Genomic DNA, 15,694 nt, shown 5'->3' on the forward strand with positions numbered 1-15,694 from the left:
CGGGGCCGGGCGCGGTCAGCATCCTGGTGAGCCGGGACGTTCGCTGCAGGTGCCCTGGACGAGCGCGGTGTGGGCCCTGACCACGCGGACCTGCTGGCTCGCAGCCGGGCCGATCAGCGTGCCGTTGATCGGGATCCAGCCCGCGCCGAGGTCGACCTCGGCGGCGTAGGTGACGGTGACCGTCACGGTGTAGGTGCCCGGCTGCGTGTAGACGTGGCTCGTGTCGGTCGGGGTGAACTGCGCGAGACCGATGGCGCCCCAGGGGGCTCCCGCCGTGCTGCTCGTGCGCTTCCCGCCGTCGCCGTAATCGAACGCGTAGCCGACGGGAGTGAACCGGATGTTCAGCCCCCGCCCGAGAACGGTGCCCGGGATCGTTTCGGTCATCGCGCTGCTGACGAAGTTCGCGGGCAATCCGACGACGGCGATGTTGTCGGGCTCTCCCACGACGGTCGCGGTGCTGGGGACGAACCGGGCGAGATCGGAGACGGTGACGCTCCAGCCCTGCGCGGCCGGCGCGAAGGGCTGTCCGCTGGCGACACCCACGGGAGTCAGCGAGCGGCAGAAGGCGCTCGGTGGGCCGGGGGTGGCCTCGCAGACCTCCTGCGGGGTTAGGGTCGGGGTGCCGCCGTCGGTGGAGTTGTCGGGATCGGCGGGGCCGCCGTTGGGATCGCTGCTTTCCGCTCCTGGACCGCCTTCAGTTTGCTGGTCCGTGATCGTTACGCCACCGCCAGCATCTGGATCGCAGAATCCGAGGGACGCTGCCTCGAAGCTGCATCCCGCGGTCGAGTCCGCAGACGCTGGTTCCGCGTTAAGGCCAGCGACGACAAATAGCTGGAGCATCACAATGCCTAGGCCAAGGGGCAGGACGTTCAGTGCGCGACGCATGTCTTCTCACTCGGATTTGATTCAGAGATCTTCAGCGAAGCGCCACTAGAGACCAAAAGGACTCGGATGCTGACCAAACTGCCTCGATCGGCAGGAGTCAAATCCGTACCGTCTTCCGCGATGACGCGACTGGCACTGACATCGAGACAAACATCCGCCTCGACTGTCTCAGCTTTGGAGTTGAACTCGGTGCCGCGAAAGTCCGTCAGCGCGTTGTTGCCAGCGACGCGAACCTTGCGTTCTTCAAGCATTCGACGAGTAGAAATATCATCTTCGAGCGCTTTACCAATCAAGAACGACTCCGGTTCAGTTGAAGCACCCGCTCGCCGTGCGTTGCCCGCATCCACATAGTCCCGGTACACCTGCTCCGCCGCTTTGAACGCCTCGGCCTTGCTCGCGAAGAGCGGGGTAGGCGTGGGCTTCGGAGCGGGGGCGGGAGCGCATCCCGCCAGGCCGACGGAGACCGCGAGGACGGCCGTCGCGATACCGAAGCGCAGAGCGGGAGCGGCACGCCGTCTGAGGAGGGGTCGCGGGAGAAGTGCGCTTCGCCGTGGATTCATCCCCACACCGTAGCCAGATCCGTTTCACCGCCGCGGAAGTTATCCACAGGCGCTTGTTTGGGAAGGGCGCGGCGCTCGTCTCGCTTCGCTCGCTCAACGACCGAGGGGAACAGCCTCGAGGAAGGATCCGCTCAACGGCCCCGGGGGCGGGCGGCGATTCCTTGCGTGACGAGCTCGACGAGGGCGTCCACGCGCGCCGCTGTCAGCGGGCGCCCGAGCAAGGCGGAGTACGACGTCGCCGCGAGGAACTGGTCCGCGACGGCGGCCGCATCGACATCGGGGCGCACGTCCCCCTCCTCCTGCGCACGGGTCACGCGTGCGACGATCCACGACACGACCGGATCCGCGAAGCGATGGTTCAGCGCCGCACCCCGCTCCGGGTCCGTCGCCGTCACCGCGATGAGCGCCCGCGCGAGCGCCACGTTCTCGGGACGCGACAGGTTCTCGCCCGCCAGGGTGAACCAGCCGCGCAGATCCGCCGTCAGGTCGTCGGAGAACGGCAGCGCGACGTCGGCGCCCGGAAGGCTGCCCTCCAGCAGCGCCTCGCCGAGGATCGCCGCCTTCGACGGCCACCACCGGTAGATCGTCTGCTTGGACACCCCGGCCTCCGCCGCGAGCCCCTCGATGGTCACCGCGTCGTAGCCGTCGGCCGCGAGCGCACGACGCATCGCCGCCAGCACGGACTGGCGGGCGTTCTCACTGCGCGGACGGGGCACCCTCCGAGCGTATCGAGGTGTACGCTCAGCAATAAGTGGACGCACCGTTGCGAAACCCGATCGCAGCAGCCGTCGCGTGCGGCGGAGCGGATCCACGGCGAACGAAGGAGACACCCATGGCCCTGACCGCGAATTCCTCCATCGGCGACTGGCTGGCCGATCCGGCCGGCGGCGAACTCATCCGCGGGCTGCTCGCGCAGTCGGGGGCGAGCGCCGACTCGCTCACCCCCGTGCTGGGGCTGCCCCTGCAGCAGCTCGTCGTGATGAGCCAGGGTGCGATGCCGCAATCGGTCGTCGACGACCTCGTGCGCGCGGTCAACGGCGGCGAGATCCCCGAGGACGCATCGCCGCACGGCTGGATCGAGCAGGTCACTCCCGGTCGTTTCACCGGCAAGACCGTGATCGTCACCGGGGCCGCGTCCGGCATCGGCAAGGCCACCGCCTCCCGCATCGCACGAGAGGGCGGTCGCGTCATCGCGTGCGACATCGCCGCCGAGAAGCTCGACGCGCTGGCCGCCGACCTCCCGGGAGTCGTCACGGTGGCCGGAGACCTCACGCAGCAGGACGCGATCGACCGTGTCGTCGCCGCCGCAGGCGACCGCATCGACGGACTCGCGAACGTCGCCGGCATCAACGACGACTTCTCCCCGGCCGGCGAGACGCCCGACGCCGTCTGGGACCGCGTGATCGCGATCAACCTGACGGCGCCGTTCAAGCTCATGCGCGCCGTGCTCCCGATCATGGAGGCGAACGGACACGGATCCATCCTGAACGTCTCGAGCGAAGCGGGCCTGCGCGGCAACGCCTCGGGCAACGCCTACACGGCCAGCAAGCACGGCATCATCGGCGTCACCAAGTCGGCGGCCTTCATGTACGGACCGAAGGGGATCCGCGTGAACTCGGTCGCCCCCGGCGGCGTCGCGACCGGCATCCCGATGCCTCCGCACATGTCGGAGTACGGATCCGGCCGGCTCGCCCCATTCCAGCAGGCCATCCCCACCGTCGCGACCGCCGAGCATCTCGCCGCCTCGATCACCTTCCTGCTCTCCGACGACGCGGTGAACATCAACGGCGCGATCCTCGCGTCGGACGGCGGCTGGTCGGTGCAGTAGCGCGCCTACTCGCCCCTCACCGGCGCGTACTGCAGCAGCACGTTCGACGAGCCGGGGATCGGGGTCGCGCCGAGGGGGCGCAGACGCGCGGGGGCCCGGAACGCGGGGACGCCCTCGCCGATCGCGTCGGGGCCCATGATCAGGTCCAGCCGGTCGACCGCTCCCTCGGCGAGCAGCCCGTTCCACAGCGTCGCGCTCGCGAACACGACGATGTCGCCGCCGTCTGACGCTTTCTCCTCGGCCAGCGTCGCCGCGAGCCCGGCACGGCCCACGACCTTCGTGGTCCCGTGCCACGGGTTGTCCGCGGGGACGACGAACCCGTCGCTCACCATGATCTTGGGCACGTCGCGGTACAGCCGGCTGAACTCACGGTTGACGGCGCTCAGCGCGGGGTTGGACGGGTCCTCGGGCGCATCGGCGATCAGCGGCCAGAACGAGCTGAACAGCTCGAACGACTTCCGGCCGAGCAGCACGGTGCCCGCCCCGCGCATCAGGTCGAGGTTGTGCGCGTCGAACCCCGCGTCGAGGTTCAGCACGAGGGGATTGCCGCCGGAGCCTGCGAAGAAGCCGTCGAGGGTGATGGCGTTGGAGACGATGAGCGAGCGCATGAGCGTTCCTTTCCTGGCTGAAGAGGTGCGTACACAGGTGCAGAGACACCGGATCCGCGGAACTCATCGGTCACCCGGAAGATTCTTCGGAATCCACGGAGCCGTCGACCGGTCCCTCATGCACGGACGGCCCGGTCTCCTCCCTTTCCCGAACACAGCGCAGGAGAATCGTCACACTCCGCCTCCCTCCGCCCGCTGACCTGCAGGATCTCCTGCGTCATGTCCAGCCAGGGGAGCCGGGATCCCGCCCGATGCGCGGCGCGCTGCGGGACATCCCGATGCCGTCGCGCGGCTTCGGTCAGTTCTCGCGGTCGTCGGAACCGGTCTCGGCCGCGATCCGGTCGGCCTCCGCGCTGTCGATCGCGTCGTCGTCGCGGTCCGGGTCGAGCTTCTCGTGACCGTCCGGTTCCTCCACGAGCGGCGGGTCGGAGAGCTCGTCCTCCGGGTCCTCGGGCACCAGCGGCATCTGCGGGTTGTTCGTCATGGCCTGCTCCTTCGCGTTCGGGCGTCCGGCCGGAACCGTCCTCCGTGAAGGACGCCGCACCGGGCGCACCGCACACGCTAGGGGCGCCCGACCGCGACGTCTGCGGTCTTGTCACCGCGCCCCCGGCGTGCTAGCTCAGGGCAGCGACCGCCCGAGCGCCTCCCCAGGTCCTCCCTCAGGTCCTCCCGCAGCTCCCGGCACGCTCGTAGCGCGCATGATCCCGGATCGGCTCGACGAGCGCGGGCAGGTCTTCCCGGCGGACGCGACGGATCTCGGGTGCGTCAGCAGTCACAGGTGACCGTGCTCAGCGGCGCCGTGAGGGGATCCTTGGCGCGCACGACGGGCCCGTGCGCGTCCTCGACGGGATAGCCCTCCCGCGCCCAGTACTCGAAGCCGCCGATCATCTCCTTGACCTGGTAGCCGAGCCGAGCGAACTCCAGCGCGGCGCGCGTCGAACCGTTGCAGCCGGGCCCCCAGCAGTAGGTGACGACAGGCAGGTCGAGGGGGATCTCGGCGAGCGCACGCTCGGCGATCTCGGCGGTCGGCATGTGCACCGCTCCGACGATCCGTCCCTGCGCCCAGGCCGCGCCGCCGCGGGAGTCGATCAGCACGAAGCCCGCCCCCTGCTCCTGTGCGGAGTGCACGTCGGAGGCGTCGGTCTCGAAGGCCAGCTTGCCGGCGAAATGGGCAACGAGCAGATCGGCAGAAGGAGCAGTCGATGTCATGCCTGAAACGCTATTCACGCGCTTCAGCGATGTGAAGGCCGCTTCCACGGCAGTCCGAAGAAAACGGCGTCGATTTCGTGGCAATCTTGGCGCATGGCCGTGAATCTCCCATTTCAGCCCGACAAGGTCGACGCAGCGATCCTGAAGGAGCTGCAGGCCAACGGCCGCCAGAGCATCGCCGACCTGGCCCGGCGCATCACCATGAGCCACAGCGCCGCCGCCGAGCGCGTGCGCAGGCTCGAGGAGGCCGGCGTCATCAGCGGCTACGCCGCTCAGGTCGACCCGGAGCGGCTGGGGTTCACCATCCTCGCCTACCTGCGCCTGCGCTACCCGAGCAGCGTCTACGAACCGCTGCATGAGCTGCTCGCGGGCCTGCCGGAAGTGATCGAGGCGCATCACGTCACCGGAGACGACTGCTTCATCATGAAGGTCGTCGCGACCAGCATGAAGCACCTCGAACAGGTGAGCGGCAGGATCGGCACACTCGGCAGCGTGACCACGAGCGTCGTCTACTCGTCCCCGCTGCCGCCCCGGCCCCTGCTGCCGCCGGCGTGAGCGCCGCGCCGCCGACCTGGCGCGGTCGCCGGGCTCAGCGCTCGGATACCGCGCGTTCGATGACCCGCGGATCCAGGAACGATGCGATCCACGAGATCTCGGATCCGCGGAAGCCGAGCGCCATGACCGCGCCGGGCCGCCAGACGCCGTCGGTCTGCTGATCGGCGACGAGCGCCGGCATGCCGTTGACCAGCACGTGCTCGCGCACGCGCCAGGGCGTGACGAGCGACCGCTCGGCGAAGAACGCGGCGACATCGGCGATCCCGTCGAACCAGGCGGGGAGCGGCGGCATCGTGAGGCGGACATCCTCGGTGAGCAACCCGACGATCCCCGGCACGTCGCCCGCCTCGAAGGCGGCCACGAACGCGTCGACGGCGCGCTGCTGAGCCGGATTACGGACGGTTCCTCGGTCCGCGGCCGCTTCGGCGCCGGCTCTGCTCGCGCGGGCCCGCTGCAGGGCGCTGTTCACGGCGGCGACGCTCGTCTCGAGAGCCTCGGCCGTCTCGGCGGCGGAGAAGTCCAGCACGTCGCGCAGGATGAGCACCGCTCGCTGACCCGGCGGGAGCTGCTGCAGCGCCGCGAGGAAGGCGAGCGAGATCGCATCGCGGCGCTCCGCCGCCTCTGCGGGGTCGTCGGCCGACGCGATCCAGGGCTCCAGCCACGCCGTCGCATCGTCGGGAGCGCCGAGATCGCCGAGCGGATCCCGCGCCGGATGCGCGTCCCACGACAGCACCCGCGCGGGCCGGCGCTCCGCGATCCGCAGGCTCGTGCGCGTCGCGATCCGGTACAGCCAGGTGCGCAGCGAGCTGTGGCCCGCGAACCCGGCGATGCCGCGCCAGGCGGCCATCAGCGCCTCCTGCGTCGCGTCCTCGGCGTCGGCGAGCGAGCCCAGGATCCGGTAGCCGTGCCGTTGCAGCTCCCGACGGTGCGGCCCGACGAGCGTGGCGAACGCCGACTCGTCGCCGCCCCGGGCGCGGTCGAGCAGCACCGCATCCGTCATGCGCGCTCCATCGCCATGCCGCGAGCGTAGCGCCCGCGGCCGACGCCCCTCACGCCCCTCACGCCCTTGGGCGATCCCTGCGGCGTCAGCCGCCCAGGCCGTCGTCGAAGACCTGCAGCGCGGAGGTGTCGTTCGTCGCGTCGGTGCGCGCCAGGCGCGTGCCGCGGAAGAACTCCGGCGAGGCCTTCGCCTGCACGAACATGAGGATCACACCGAGGCCGAGCACGGTCACGCCGATGATGCCCACCAGGCCGATCCCGCCGATGCTGCTTCCGGATCCGGCCTCCGGATCCATGGCGTCGATGGTCGTCTTCACGAAGACGATCAGCAGCAGGATCCCGCCGAGGCCCGGCAGCACGACCTTCATCATGATCGAGCCGAAGCCCTCACGGAAGGCGGACTTGCGGAAGTACCAGGGGCTCGCGAGCGCGGTGACGCCGTAGTAGAAGCAGACCATCATGCCGAGCGCGGTGATCGTGTCCCACAGCACGTCCTCGCTGATGAAGCGCATGACCGCATAGAACACCGAGGCGACGATCGACGACAGGAGCAGCGCCACGTGCGGCGACTTGTACTTCGGGTGCACCTTCTTGAGCGACGGCGGCAGCGCGCCGTAGTGCGACATCGCGAGAAGCGTGCGCGCCGGCGAGATGGCGGTCGAGTTGATCGACGCCATGGCACTGACGAGGATCGCGAGGGAGAGCAGGATCGCGGCCGGGCCCATGACGGGATGCGCGAGCGCCGCGAACACGTTCTCGATGATGTCGGGGTTGCCGAGCCCGGTGGGGCCGTCGCCGAGACCCGCGTAGGCGACGGTGGCCGTCGCGGTGCCGACGTAGAGGACGACCAGGATCGCGACGAGGATCATCGCGGCCTTGCTCTCGGTGGACAGACGGCCCTTGGACGGCTTGGTCTCCTCACCCATCGTGAGCACCGTGTCCCAGCCCCAGTACACGAAGATCGACACCGCGATGCCGGCGGCGAAGGCGCTGAAGCTCGACACCTCGAACGGGTTGAACCAGCTGAGTTCAGGAAGCTTGGCCTCCTTGTTGGCGGGGTCGCCCGCCCCGACGAACATCGCGACGACGAACCACACCATGACCGCCATCTGGAAGATCACGGTGATGTACTGGAACACCTTGGTCGAGGTCATGCCGCGGTACGAGATGAGCGTCGCGAGGGCCATGAACGCCAGGCACACCGCGATGTTGATGAACTTGTTCGCCGCGAGGTCGGCGATCGACGGATCCCCGACGAGGATGCTGATCGACTGGAACAGGAACTCGACGGCGATGCCGGCGAGATTCGACAGCACGAGCACGGTCGCCGCGATCAGGCCCCATCCGGCCATCCATCCGACCCATGGGCCGAACGCGCGCGTCGCCCATGTGAAGGAGGTGCCCGAGTCGGGCATCGCGGAATTCAGAGCGCGGTAGCCGAGTGCGACGAGCAGCATGGGGATGAAGCCCATGAGGAAGATCGCGGGCGTCTGGTACCCGACCTCGCTCGCCGCGGGGCCGACCGCGGCGGTCAGCGTGTACGCCGGTGCACACGTCGAGATCCCGATCACCAGCGCGCCGAGCACCCCGACGGTGCCGGTCGGAAGGCCCTTCTTGCTGATGCCCGTGACCGAGTCGAGCGTGCGCGTCGCCGGGTCGGGCGCTCCCTGGTCGTACTTCACACTCATCAGGATCCTGCCTTCCCGCACGTGGACATCGCCACGGATGCTGCGTCGCAGGGCGGTCGCCCCGCTGCGTCCCCCCGTCGAGTCTATGGGTTCGCTGGAGGATTGCTTCGCGGCGCCTGGAAGAAGGCCGGGCACGACGGCAACGGCCCCCTCCCGCCCGGCTCGGATCCGAACCACGTGACGATTTGCACACGGCGTGACGACCGACACCCGATCTCGCCGGATCCGCGTGCTGATCGTCGCATGGTGTGCTGATCGTCGCGCGGGCGCACGCTGGCCCGCGATGCGGTCACCTCGCAGGCAGGGCTATGAAAGTGAGGGCGGCGATCAACCGCTGAAACACACCTAAACTGGATCCCGCCCCGCCGGCCCGATCTTGGAGTGCGTGTGACCACCCCGAACACCCCCACCGCCCACGTCCCCGACTCCGTCGCGAACGCCGCTGCGACGCCGGAGAAGGAGCAGCCGTACGCGGCGCTCGGTCTCAAGGACGACGAGTACGCGCGGATCCGGGAGATCCTCGGCCGCCGCCCCACCTCGGGCGAGCTGGCGATGTACTCGGTGATGTGGAGCGAGCACTGCTCCTACAAGAGCAGCAAGAACTACCTGCGCCGGTTCGGGCAGAAGGTCTCCGACGAGATGCGCAAGCGCCTCATGGTCGGCATGGGGCAGAACGCGGGCGTCATCGACGTGGGCGAGGGCTGGGCCGTCACGTTCAAGGCCGAGTCGCACAACCACCCGTCGTTCATCGAGCCCTTCCAGGGCGCCGCGACCGGCGTCGGCGGCATCGTCCGCGACATCATCTCGATGGGCGCCCGTCCGGTCGCCGTGATGGACGCCCTGCGCTTCGGCGCGATCGACGACCCCGACACCGCTCGCGTCGTGCACGGCGTCACCGCCGGCATCAGCTTCTACGGCAACTGCCTCGGCCTGCCCAACATCGGCGGCGAGACGGTGTTCGACGCCGTCTACCAGGCGAACCCCCTCGTCAACGCGCTCGCCGTGGGCGTGCTGCGCCACGAGGACCTCAAGCTCGCGAACGCCACCGGCGTCGGCAACAAGGTCGTGCTCTTCGGCGCCCGCACCGGCGGCGACGGCATCGGCGGCGCGTCGATCCTCGCCTCCGACTCGTTCGACGAGACCGGCCCGACCAAGCGGCCCGCCGTGCAGGTCGGCGACCCCTTCGCCGAGAAGGTGCTCATCGAGTGCTGCCTCGAGCTGTACCGCGACGAGCTCGTCGAGGCGATCCAGGACCTCGGCGCGGCCGGCATCTCCTGCGCCACGAGCGAGCTGGCCGCCAACGGCAACTCCGGCATGCATGTGTCGCTCGACAACGTGCTGCTGCGCGACCCCACGCTGACCGCTGAGGAGATCCTCATGTCGGAGTCGCAGGAGCGCATGATGGCGATCGTCGCACCCGAGAAGCTCGACGCGTTCCTCGCGGTCGTGAAGAAGTGGGACGTGGAGACCTCCGTCCTCGGCGAGGTCACCGGAGACGGCCGCCTCATCATCGACTGGCAGGGGGAGCGGATCGTCGACGTGGATCCCTCCACGGTCGCCGTCGACGGCCCGGTCTACGACCGTCCCGTCGCCTACCCGACCTGGATCGACGCGCTGCAGGCCGATGCGGCCGAGCTGCTCCCCCGCGACAACGACCCGGAAGCGCTGAAGCAGCAGTTCCTCGCCCTGCTGGAGAGCCCGAACCTCGCCGACACCCGCTGGATCACCAACCAGTACGACTACTACGTCCTCGGCAACACCGCCCTCGCCTTCCCCGACGACGCCGGCATGATCCGCGTCGACGAGGAGTCGGGCCTGGGCTTCTCCATCTCGACCGACGCGAACGGCCGCTACAGCCAGCTCGACCCGTACGCGGGCGCGCAGCTCGCCCTCGCCGAGGCCTATCGCAACGTCGCCGTCACCGGCGCCGAGCCGACCGCGATCACCGACTGCCTCAACTTCGGCTCCCCGGAGAACCCCGAGGTCATGTGGCAGTTCGGGCAGACCGTCGACGGTCTGGCCGACGGCTGCTACGAGCTCGGCACCCCCGTCACCGGCGGCAACGTCTCGTTCTACAACCAGACCGGCGACGTGCCGATCCACCCGACCCCCCTGGTGGGCGTGCTCGGCATCATCGACGACGTGTCCCGCCGGATCCCGTCCGGCTGGCAGGACGAGGGCCAGAACATCTACCTGCTCGGCACCACGTCGACCGAGCTGAGCGGATCCGCCTGGGCCGACGTCATCCACGACCACCTCGGCGGACTGCCGCCCAAAGTCGACCTCGCGGCCGAGAAGCGCCTCGCCGGCCTCATCGCCGCCGCCCGCGACGAGTGGCTGATCTCCTCCGCGCACGATCTGAGCGAGGGCGGCCTGGGTCAGGCGCTCGCCGAAGGCGTGATGCGCTTCGGCGTCGGCGCCCGCGTATGGCTGACCGAGCTCATGGAGCGCGACGGCGTGGACGCTGCGACCGCCCTGTTCTCGGAGTCGACCGGTCGCGTGATCGTGACCGTGCCGCGCGAGGACGACGTCAAGTTCCGCGGCCTGTGCGAGGGCCGGGGCTACCCGGCGCTGCGCATCGGCGTGACCGACAGCGCACCGCAGCTCGAGGTGCAGGACGTGTTCACCCTCTCCGTCGACGAGCTCCGCACGACCGCGCAGGCGACCCTGCCGGCCGCGTTCGGACCGACCGTCGCGGAGCCCGTCGGCGCCTGACGCCGCGGGAGACCACGTGAACAGCACGCCCGACCCTTCGACAGGCTCAGGGGCCACCGAGGACCTCTCGATCTACAGCGCCCGCCGGCAGCGCCGGATCCGCATCACGGCCTGGGTCGTGATCGTCGCCCTCATCCTCGTGGGCGGCGGGTCCACGGTGCTCACGGTGCTTCTGGGCTGACCCGGGGTCGGGCACCGCTCCTCGCGCGCCGTTCTGCAGGGAGGCTCGGCCGTTCTGCAGGGAGGTCTCGCGGTTCGGCCGGGTGTCGAAGCCGCAACACGGGCGCCGCGGCCTGATTCGACCCACTCCCGGCAGACCCACCCTGCAGAACAGCACCGGGTCCCTGCAGAACGTCCTCCCCACGCGGCGGCCGACGCCCTCGCGGCGCGACCGCCCCGACGCACGGGGTAGGTTCGACAGCATGCGACCCGACCGTGCGGTGACCCTGCAGGACATCGCCGATCGCCTCGGCGTCTCCCGCTCGACCGCGTCCTTCGCGATCACCGGACGAGGGCGCGTGTCGGAGGAGATGCGGCGCCGCGTGCACGAGGTGGCCGATGAGCTCGGGTACCGCCCCAACACCGTCGCCCGCCATCTCAAGGGCTCGCGCACCGGCATGCTCGCCCTGCGCCTCCCGCCCGACAGCACCACGATGTCGTACTACATGGAGGCGACGTTCGGCATCGTCGAGGAGGCGAACCGCGCCGGCATGACGGTGATCATGCTGCCGACCGAGCAGGGCGCCGACCGCGCCGACCAGCTCACCGCCGACGCGGTCATCCTGCTCGACCCCGACCTCAACGATCCGGTCGTGCACACGCTGCTCGCCGGCCGCCTGCCCGTGATCACCGGAGAGCCGACGCCCGCGGGGCTCCCCGAGCCGCGCGCCTGGGTCACCAGCGAGCACGCGCCCGCGGTGCGCGAGCTCATGGACCACCTCCTCGAGAGCGGGATGCGCCGCCCGGCGATGCTCTTCCCCGAGCTGCGCGGCTACTGGGCGCTCACGGTGCGCGATGCGTTCGAGCAGTGGTGCGCCGAGCACGGCCTGCACCCCCGCATCAGCGAGGTGGAGCATCCGGCGCCGCCCGAGGTCATCCATGCCGCGGTCTCCGACCTCCTCGCCGAGGACGACGAGGATCCGGTCGATGCGATCGTGTCGGTCTCGGACGGCACCGTGCTGAGCGTCGTGACCAGCGCGCAGCAGCTCGGCCGCCGCGTGGGCGAGGACCTGCTCGTGGCCGCCCTCGTCGACACCGAGGTGCTCTCGCTGACGCGTCCCTCGATCACGGCGATCGACCTGCACGCCCGCGAGTTCGGACGGCGCTGCGTGCGCGCCGCGCTCGCGGTGCTCGACGGCACCGCCGACGACGAGGGCGCGCCGATCCGGGAGGTCGTGCCGATCACCGTGCACCGCCGCGCCTCCACCCGCGGCTCGGCCTGATCCGCCCTGCGGCGCCTTCCGAACGACGCGCTTGCGATGCTTTATCGATATTGCTACTCTTCAAGCACCTTGATCCGCTGACCTCTGCGGCCGACGACGATGTCGCGTCCGCCATCAGGAGCCCCCCATGTCAACGTCCGACGAATCCCTGGCCGCGCCCACCGAACTCACCGCCCAGGTCACCGAGGGACGCTTCCGCCGCGTCCTCGGCGTGCCCTCGCTCGTGCTGTTCGGCCTCGTCTACATGGTGCCGCTGACGGCGTTCACCACGTACGGCATCGTCACCCAGCTCACCGGCGGACGCGTCGCCGCGACCTACGTCATCACGCTCGTCGCGATGGTGTTCACGGCGCGCTCCTACGCGCGGATGTCGGTGGCCTACCCGTACTCCGGATCCGCCTACGTCTACACGCAGCAGTCGTTCGGCGGCGCGATCGGCTTCCTCGCGGGCTGGGCGCTGCTGCTCGACTACCTGTTCCTGCCGATGATCAACTACCTGATCATCGGCCTCTACATGGGAAGCAGCTTCCCCGGCGTCCCGTCCTGGGTCTGGATCGTCGTGGCGATCGCCCTGGTCACCGTGCTCAACGTCATCGGCATCGTCTCGGTCGCCCGCGCGAACTTCGTCATCATCGCGGTGCAGACCGTGTTCATCGTCGCCTTCGTCGCGCTGTCCCTGGGGGCGGCGGCCGGTCACGGAGCGAACCTGCTCGCGCCGTTCAGCGGCGACGGCACCGTGGGCAGCTTCTTCCCGCTGTTCCAGGGCGCCGCGATCCTCTGCCTGTCGTTCCTCGGATTCGACTCCGTCTCGACGCTCTCCGAGGAGGCGAAGGACTCCCGGCGCACCGTGCCGCGCGCGATCATGATCGTCACGGTCGTCGCCGGCCTGCTGTTCATCCTGCTCACCTACGTCGCGCAGATCGCCTACCCGTCCAACCGCTTCACGTCGGCGGACACCGCGAGCATCGAGGTCGTGGCGTCGCTCGGACAGCAGTGGCTGTCCGTCCTGTTCATCGCGGGCTTCATCGCCGGCAGCGTCGGATCCGCGCTCACCTCGCAGGCCTCCGTCGCGCGGATCCTGTTCGCCATGGGCCGCGACGGCGTGCTGCCGCGTGCCGTCTTCGGCAACCTGAGCAAGCGGTTCGGCACCCCGGTCGTCCCCATCCTGATCGTCTCGGCCGTCTCGCTCTCTGCGCTGTTCGCCGACCTGCTCACCGTCTCGAACATGATCAGCTTCGGCGCCCTCATCGCGTTCTCCTGCGTGAACCTGTCCACGATCAAGCACTACTTCGTCGATCGCGGCGAGCGCGGCGGCTGGCATGCCGTGAACAACCTGGTGCTGCCGGGGATCGGCTTCGCGCTCACCGTGTGGCTGTGGACGAACCTGACCGGCATGACGTTCGTGGTCGGGCTGTCCTGGCTCGCGATCGGCTTCGTGCTCCTGCTCATCGTGACGCGGTTCTTCCGCCGCCCGACCCCGACCCTCGATCTGAAGGAGTGACGTGATCGACGCGATCGTCATCGCCGCCCGGGTGCGCTCGCTCGCCCCCGAGACCCCGGAAGGCGCGGACGCCGTCGCGATCGCCGACGGACGGATCGTCGCCGTCGGGCCCCGATCCGAGATCCTTCCGCTCGCAGGCCCCGGCACCGCGCTCGTCACCCACCCCACGGCGACGATCATCCCGGGGCTGGTCGACGCGCACAGCCACCCGGTCTTCAGCCTCGGCATCGTCCGCGGGCTGTCGCTCACGGACGTGCACACCTACGACGAGCTGGTCGCCGCGCTCGAACGAGGGCGCGCGGAGCAGGCCGGCGACGAGTGGTTCCTCGCCTGGGGACTGGATCCGACCGCTTTCGAAGGACGTCCCCTCGGCAACGCGGTCCTGCAGGAGGTGCTCGGCGACGAGCGTCCCGCCTACATCACGATGTTCGACGCGCACTCGGGCATCGCGTCGGCCGCCGCGCTGGCCCGCGCCGGGATCGATGCGCCGGTCACGCACCCGGACGGATCCGGCGCCGTGGGCGACCAGGACGGGAAGCTCACCGGGCATCTGATCGAGTTCCCGACGATGGAGATCCTCGAGCGCGCTCTTCCCGAGCTCGGATTCTCCGACCGGGTCGCGCAGCTGCGGGGCCTGCTGGCGGACATGGCGGCGGTCGGCATCACGGCGGCGCACGTCATGGACCTGCAGGACGCGGATGCGCTCGACCTGCTCGCCGCGATCGAGGCATCGGGCGAGCTTCCCGTGCGGCTGCGCATCTCGCCCTGGGTCACCCCGGAGACGACGGACGACGAGGTCGCCGCGCTCATCGCGCTGCAGGGTCACGGCGGGCGGCGCTACCGGGTCGAAGGAGTGAAGTTCTTCATCGACGGCACGGTCGAGGGGGGCACCGCGTGGCTGGCCTCCCCCGACGCCGAGGGCGAAGGGCTCTCCTCCGCCTGGGCGCCCGCCGAGGCCTATGCCGAGCGGGTGCGGCGGTTCGACCGGGCGGGAGTCCCCACGGCGACGCACGCGATCGGCGACCAGGGGATCCGGTTCGTCGCGGAGACGCTCGCGGCACTGCCGCCGGGGGGCGTGCCGCACCGCATCGAGCACATCGAGTCGGCGGAGGACGACGTCATCGCGCTGATCGGCGCGAACGGCATCGTCGCGAGCATGCAGCCCACGCACTGCACGCATCACGTGCGCAGCGACGGCTCCGACGACTGGTCCCGCCGCCTCGGCCCCGAGCGTGCGGCGCGGGCCTGGCGCACCGCCGACGTGCGCCGCAGCGGAGCGATCCTCGCTCTCGGCTCGGACTGGCCCGTTGCGCCCTTCGATCCGTGGGAGATCATGGCCGACGCCCAGGGGCGCCGCCGTGTCGCGAGCGCGGGTTCGGCACCCGTCGCGCCGGACCAGGCGCTCACCGCCCTCCAGGCCCTCGAGGGGTACACCACCCATGCGCACCGGGCGGTCGGCTCCGACGGCGGTCGCCTCGCCCCCGGAGCACCGGCGGATCTGGTCGTCGTCGACCGCGATCCGCTGGACGCCTCGCCGGAGGACCTCCTCGCCGCGCGGGTGCTCCTCACCCTCGTCGACGGCGTGGCCACCGCAGGACGCTGAGCACGGTCGAGGCCGGGCTGGGCGGTGGGGCGGCACACGACGCAGGAGAAACCCCTGTGTGGGCGTGCTGGGCCGATGCCGGTGGCGGGTTCTCCTGCGTT

General features: G+C 70.1%; 15 protein-coding genes. 7 read left to right on the forward strand and 8 right to left on the reverse strand.

The genetic code is table 11. The features are described from left to right. Positions 1–15: 15 nt before the first annotated feature. The 3 genes from RL72_RS12050 to RL72_RS12055 form a co-directional block, all read right to left on the reverse strand. Complete coding sequence (locus RL72_RS12050) at positions 16–543, reverse strand: PKD domain-containing protein (protein WP_052674358.1); 528 nt, start codon at positions 541–543, stop codon at positions 16–18. A 326-nt stretch (positions 544–869) separates the two neighbouring features. After that, complete coding sequence (locus RL72_RS19890; RefSeq protein WP_156156791.1) at positions 870–1,232, reverse strand: hypothetical protein; 363 nt, start codon at positions 1,230–1,232, stop codon at positions 870–872. Between the two features lie 344 nt (positions 1,233–1,576). Further along, on the reverse strand, positions 1,577–2,161 hold the full coding sequence (locus RL72_RS12055) for a TetR/AcrR family transcriptional regulator (protein ID WP_248700464.1): 585 nt from the start codon (positions 2,159–2,161) through the stop codon (positions 1,577–1,579). 116 nt (positions 2,162–2,277) lie between these two features. Here RL72_RS12055 and RL72_RS12060 point away from each other — a divergent pair, with 116 nt between their 5' ends. Next, on the forward strand, positions 2,278–3,273 hold the full coding sequence (locus RL72_RS12060) for an SDR family NAD(P)-dependent oxidoreductase (protein WP_045251086.1): 996 nt from the start codon (positions 2,278–2,280) through the stop codon (positions 3,271–3,273). Positions 3,274–3,278: 5 nt separating this feature from the next. On the opposite strand, the gene RL72_RS12065 is transcribed toward RL72_RS12060, so the two are convergent. The 3 genes from RL72_RS12065 to RL72_RS12075 form a co-directional block, all read right to left on the reverse strand. Beyond that, positions 3,279–3,881 carry a dihydrofolate reductase family protein gene (locus RL72_RS12065; RefSeq protein ID WP_045251087.1) on the reverse strand — a complete coding sequence of 201 codons (603 nt, stop codon included), beginning with the start codon at positions 3,879–3,881 and terminating at the stop codon, positions 3,279–3,281. Positions 3,882–4,179: 298 nt separating this feature from the next. Then, positions 4,180–4,365 carry a hypothetical protein gene (locus tag RL72_RS12070; protein WP_045251088.1) on the reverse strand — a complete coding sequence of 62 codons (186 nt, stop codon included), beginning with the start codon at positions 4,363–4,365 and terminating at the stop codon, positions 4,180–4,182. A 281-nt stretch (positions 4,366–4,646) separates the two neighbouring features. Further along, a complete protein-coding gene (locus tag RL72_RS12075) occupies positions 4,647–5,090 on the reverse strand; it encodes a rhodanese-like domain-containing protein (protein WP_045251089.1) in 444 nt (147 codons plus the stop codon). A gap of 93 nt (positions 5,091–5,183) precedes the next feature. On the opposite strand from RL72_RS12075, the gene RL72_RS12080 reads away from it, so the two are divergent. Then, the gene (locus tag RL72_RS12080) at positions 5,184–5,645 is read left to right on the forward strand and encodes an Lrp/AsnC family transcriptional regulator (RefSeq protein ID WP_045251090.1); all 462 of its coding nucleotides are present in this window, start codon (positions 5,184–5,186) and stop codon (positions 5,643–5,645) included. A 34-nt stretch (positions 5,646–5,679) separates the two neighbouring features. Here RL72_RS12080 and RL72_RS12085 read toward each other — a convergent pair whose 3' ends face one another. Further along, entirely contained in the window at positions 5,680–6,645 is a 966-nt protein-coding gene (locus RL72_RS12085; RefSeq protein WP_045251091.1) for an RNA polymerase subunit sigma-70, read from the reverse strand. Between the two features lie 85 nt (positions 6,646–6,730). Then, complete coding sequence (locus RL72_RS12090; RefSeq protein ID WP_045251092.1) at positions 6,731–8,332, reverse strand: APC family permease; 1,602 nt, start codon at positions 8,330–8,332, stop codon at positions 6,731–6,733. Positions 8,333–8,719: 387 nt separating this feature from the next. On the opposite strand from RL72_RS12090, the gene purL reads away from it, so the two are divergent. From purL to RL72_RS12110, 5 genes are all read left to right on the forward strand, one after another. Further along, the gene (purL, locus tag RL72_RS12095) at positions 8,720–11,047 is read left to right on the forward strand and encodes a phosphoribosylformylglycinamidine synthase subunit PurL (protein ID WP_045251093.1); all 2,328 of its coding nucleotides are present in this window, start codon (positions 8,720–8,722) and stop codon (positions 11,045–11,047) included. Between the two features lie 16 nt (positions 11,048–11,063). Then, positions 11,064–11,228 carry a hypothetical protein gene (locus RL72_RS19895; RefSeq protein ID WP_156156792.1) on the forward strand — a complete coding sequence of 55 codons (165 nt, stop codon included), beginning with the start codon at positions 11,064–11,066 and terminating at the stop codon, positions 11,226–11,228. A 241-nt stretch (positions 11,229–11,469) separates the two neighbouring features. Then, positions 11,470–12,489 (forward strand): LacI family DNA-binding transcriptional regulator, encoded by a 1,020-nt coding sequence (locus RL72_RS12100; RefSeq protein WP_045251094.1) that lies wholly within the window; start codon positions 11,470–11,472, stop codon positions 12,487–12,489. Between the two features lie 127 nt (positions 12,490–12,616). Further along, positions 12,617–13,990, forward strand: coding sequence for an APC family permease (locus RL72_RS12105; RefSeq protein ID WP_082072354.1), 1,374 nt, complete (start codon positions 12,617–12,619; stop codon positions 13,988–13,990). A 1-nt stretch (position 13,991) separates the two neighbouring features. Beyond that, on the forward strand, positions 13,992–15,593 hold the full coding sequence (locus tag RL72_RS12110) for an amidohydrolase (protein ID WP_052674359.1): 1,602 nt from the start codon (positions 13,992–13,994) through the stop codon (positions 15,591–15,593). Positions 15,594–15,694 lie beyond the last annotated feature (101 nt).

It is taken from the genome of Microbacterium azadirachtae (assembly GCF_000956545.1).
In the GTDB taxonomy this organism is placed as follows: domain Bacteria; phylum Actinomycetota; class Actinomycetes; order Actinomycetales; family Microbacteriaceae; genus Microbacterium; species Microbacterium azadirachtae.

Excerpts from the sequence above, each read along its gene's own strand:
- RL72_RS12060 (WP_045251086.1), top strand. The coding sequence starts at position 2,278 with ATGGCCCTGACCGCGAATTCCTCCATCGGCGACTGGCTGGCCGATCCG.
- RL72_RS12065 (WP_045251087.1), bottom strand. The coding sequence starts at position 3,881 with ATGCGCTCGCTCATCGTCTCCAACGCCATCACCCTCGACGGCTTCTTC.
- RL72_RS12070 (WP_045251088.1), bottom strand. The coding sequence starts at position 4,365 with ATGACGAACAACCCGCAGATGCCGCTGGTGCCCGAGGACCCGGAGGAC.
- RL72_RS12075 (WP_045251089.1), bottom strand. The coding sequence starts at position 5,090 with ATGACATCGACTGCTCCTTCTGCCGATCTGCTCGTTGCCCATTTCGCC.
- RL72_RS12080 (WP_045251090.1), top strand. The coding sequence starts at position 5,184 with ATGGCCGTGAATCTCCCATTTCAGCCCGACAAGGTCGACGCAGCGATC.
- RL72_RS12085 (WP_045251091.1), bottom strand. The coding sequence starts at position 6,645 with ATGACGGATGCGGTGCTGCTCGACCGCGCCCGGGGCGGCGACGAGTCG.
- RL72_RS12090 (WP_045251092.1), bottom strand. The coding sequence starts at position 8,332 with ATGAGTGTGAAGTACGACCAGGGAGCGCCCGACCCGGCGACGCGCACG.
- RL72_RS12100 (WP_045251094.1), top strand. The coding sequence starts at position 11,470 with ATGCGACCCGACCGTGCGGTGACCCTGCAGGACATCGCCGATCGCCTC.
- RL72_RS12105 (WP_082072354.1), top strand. The coding sequence starts at position 12,617 with ATGTCAACGTCCGACGAATCCCTGGCCGCGCCCACCGAACTCACCGCC.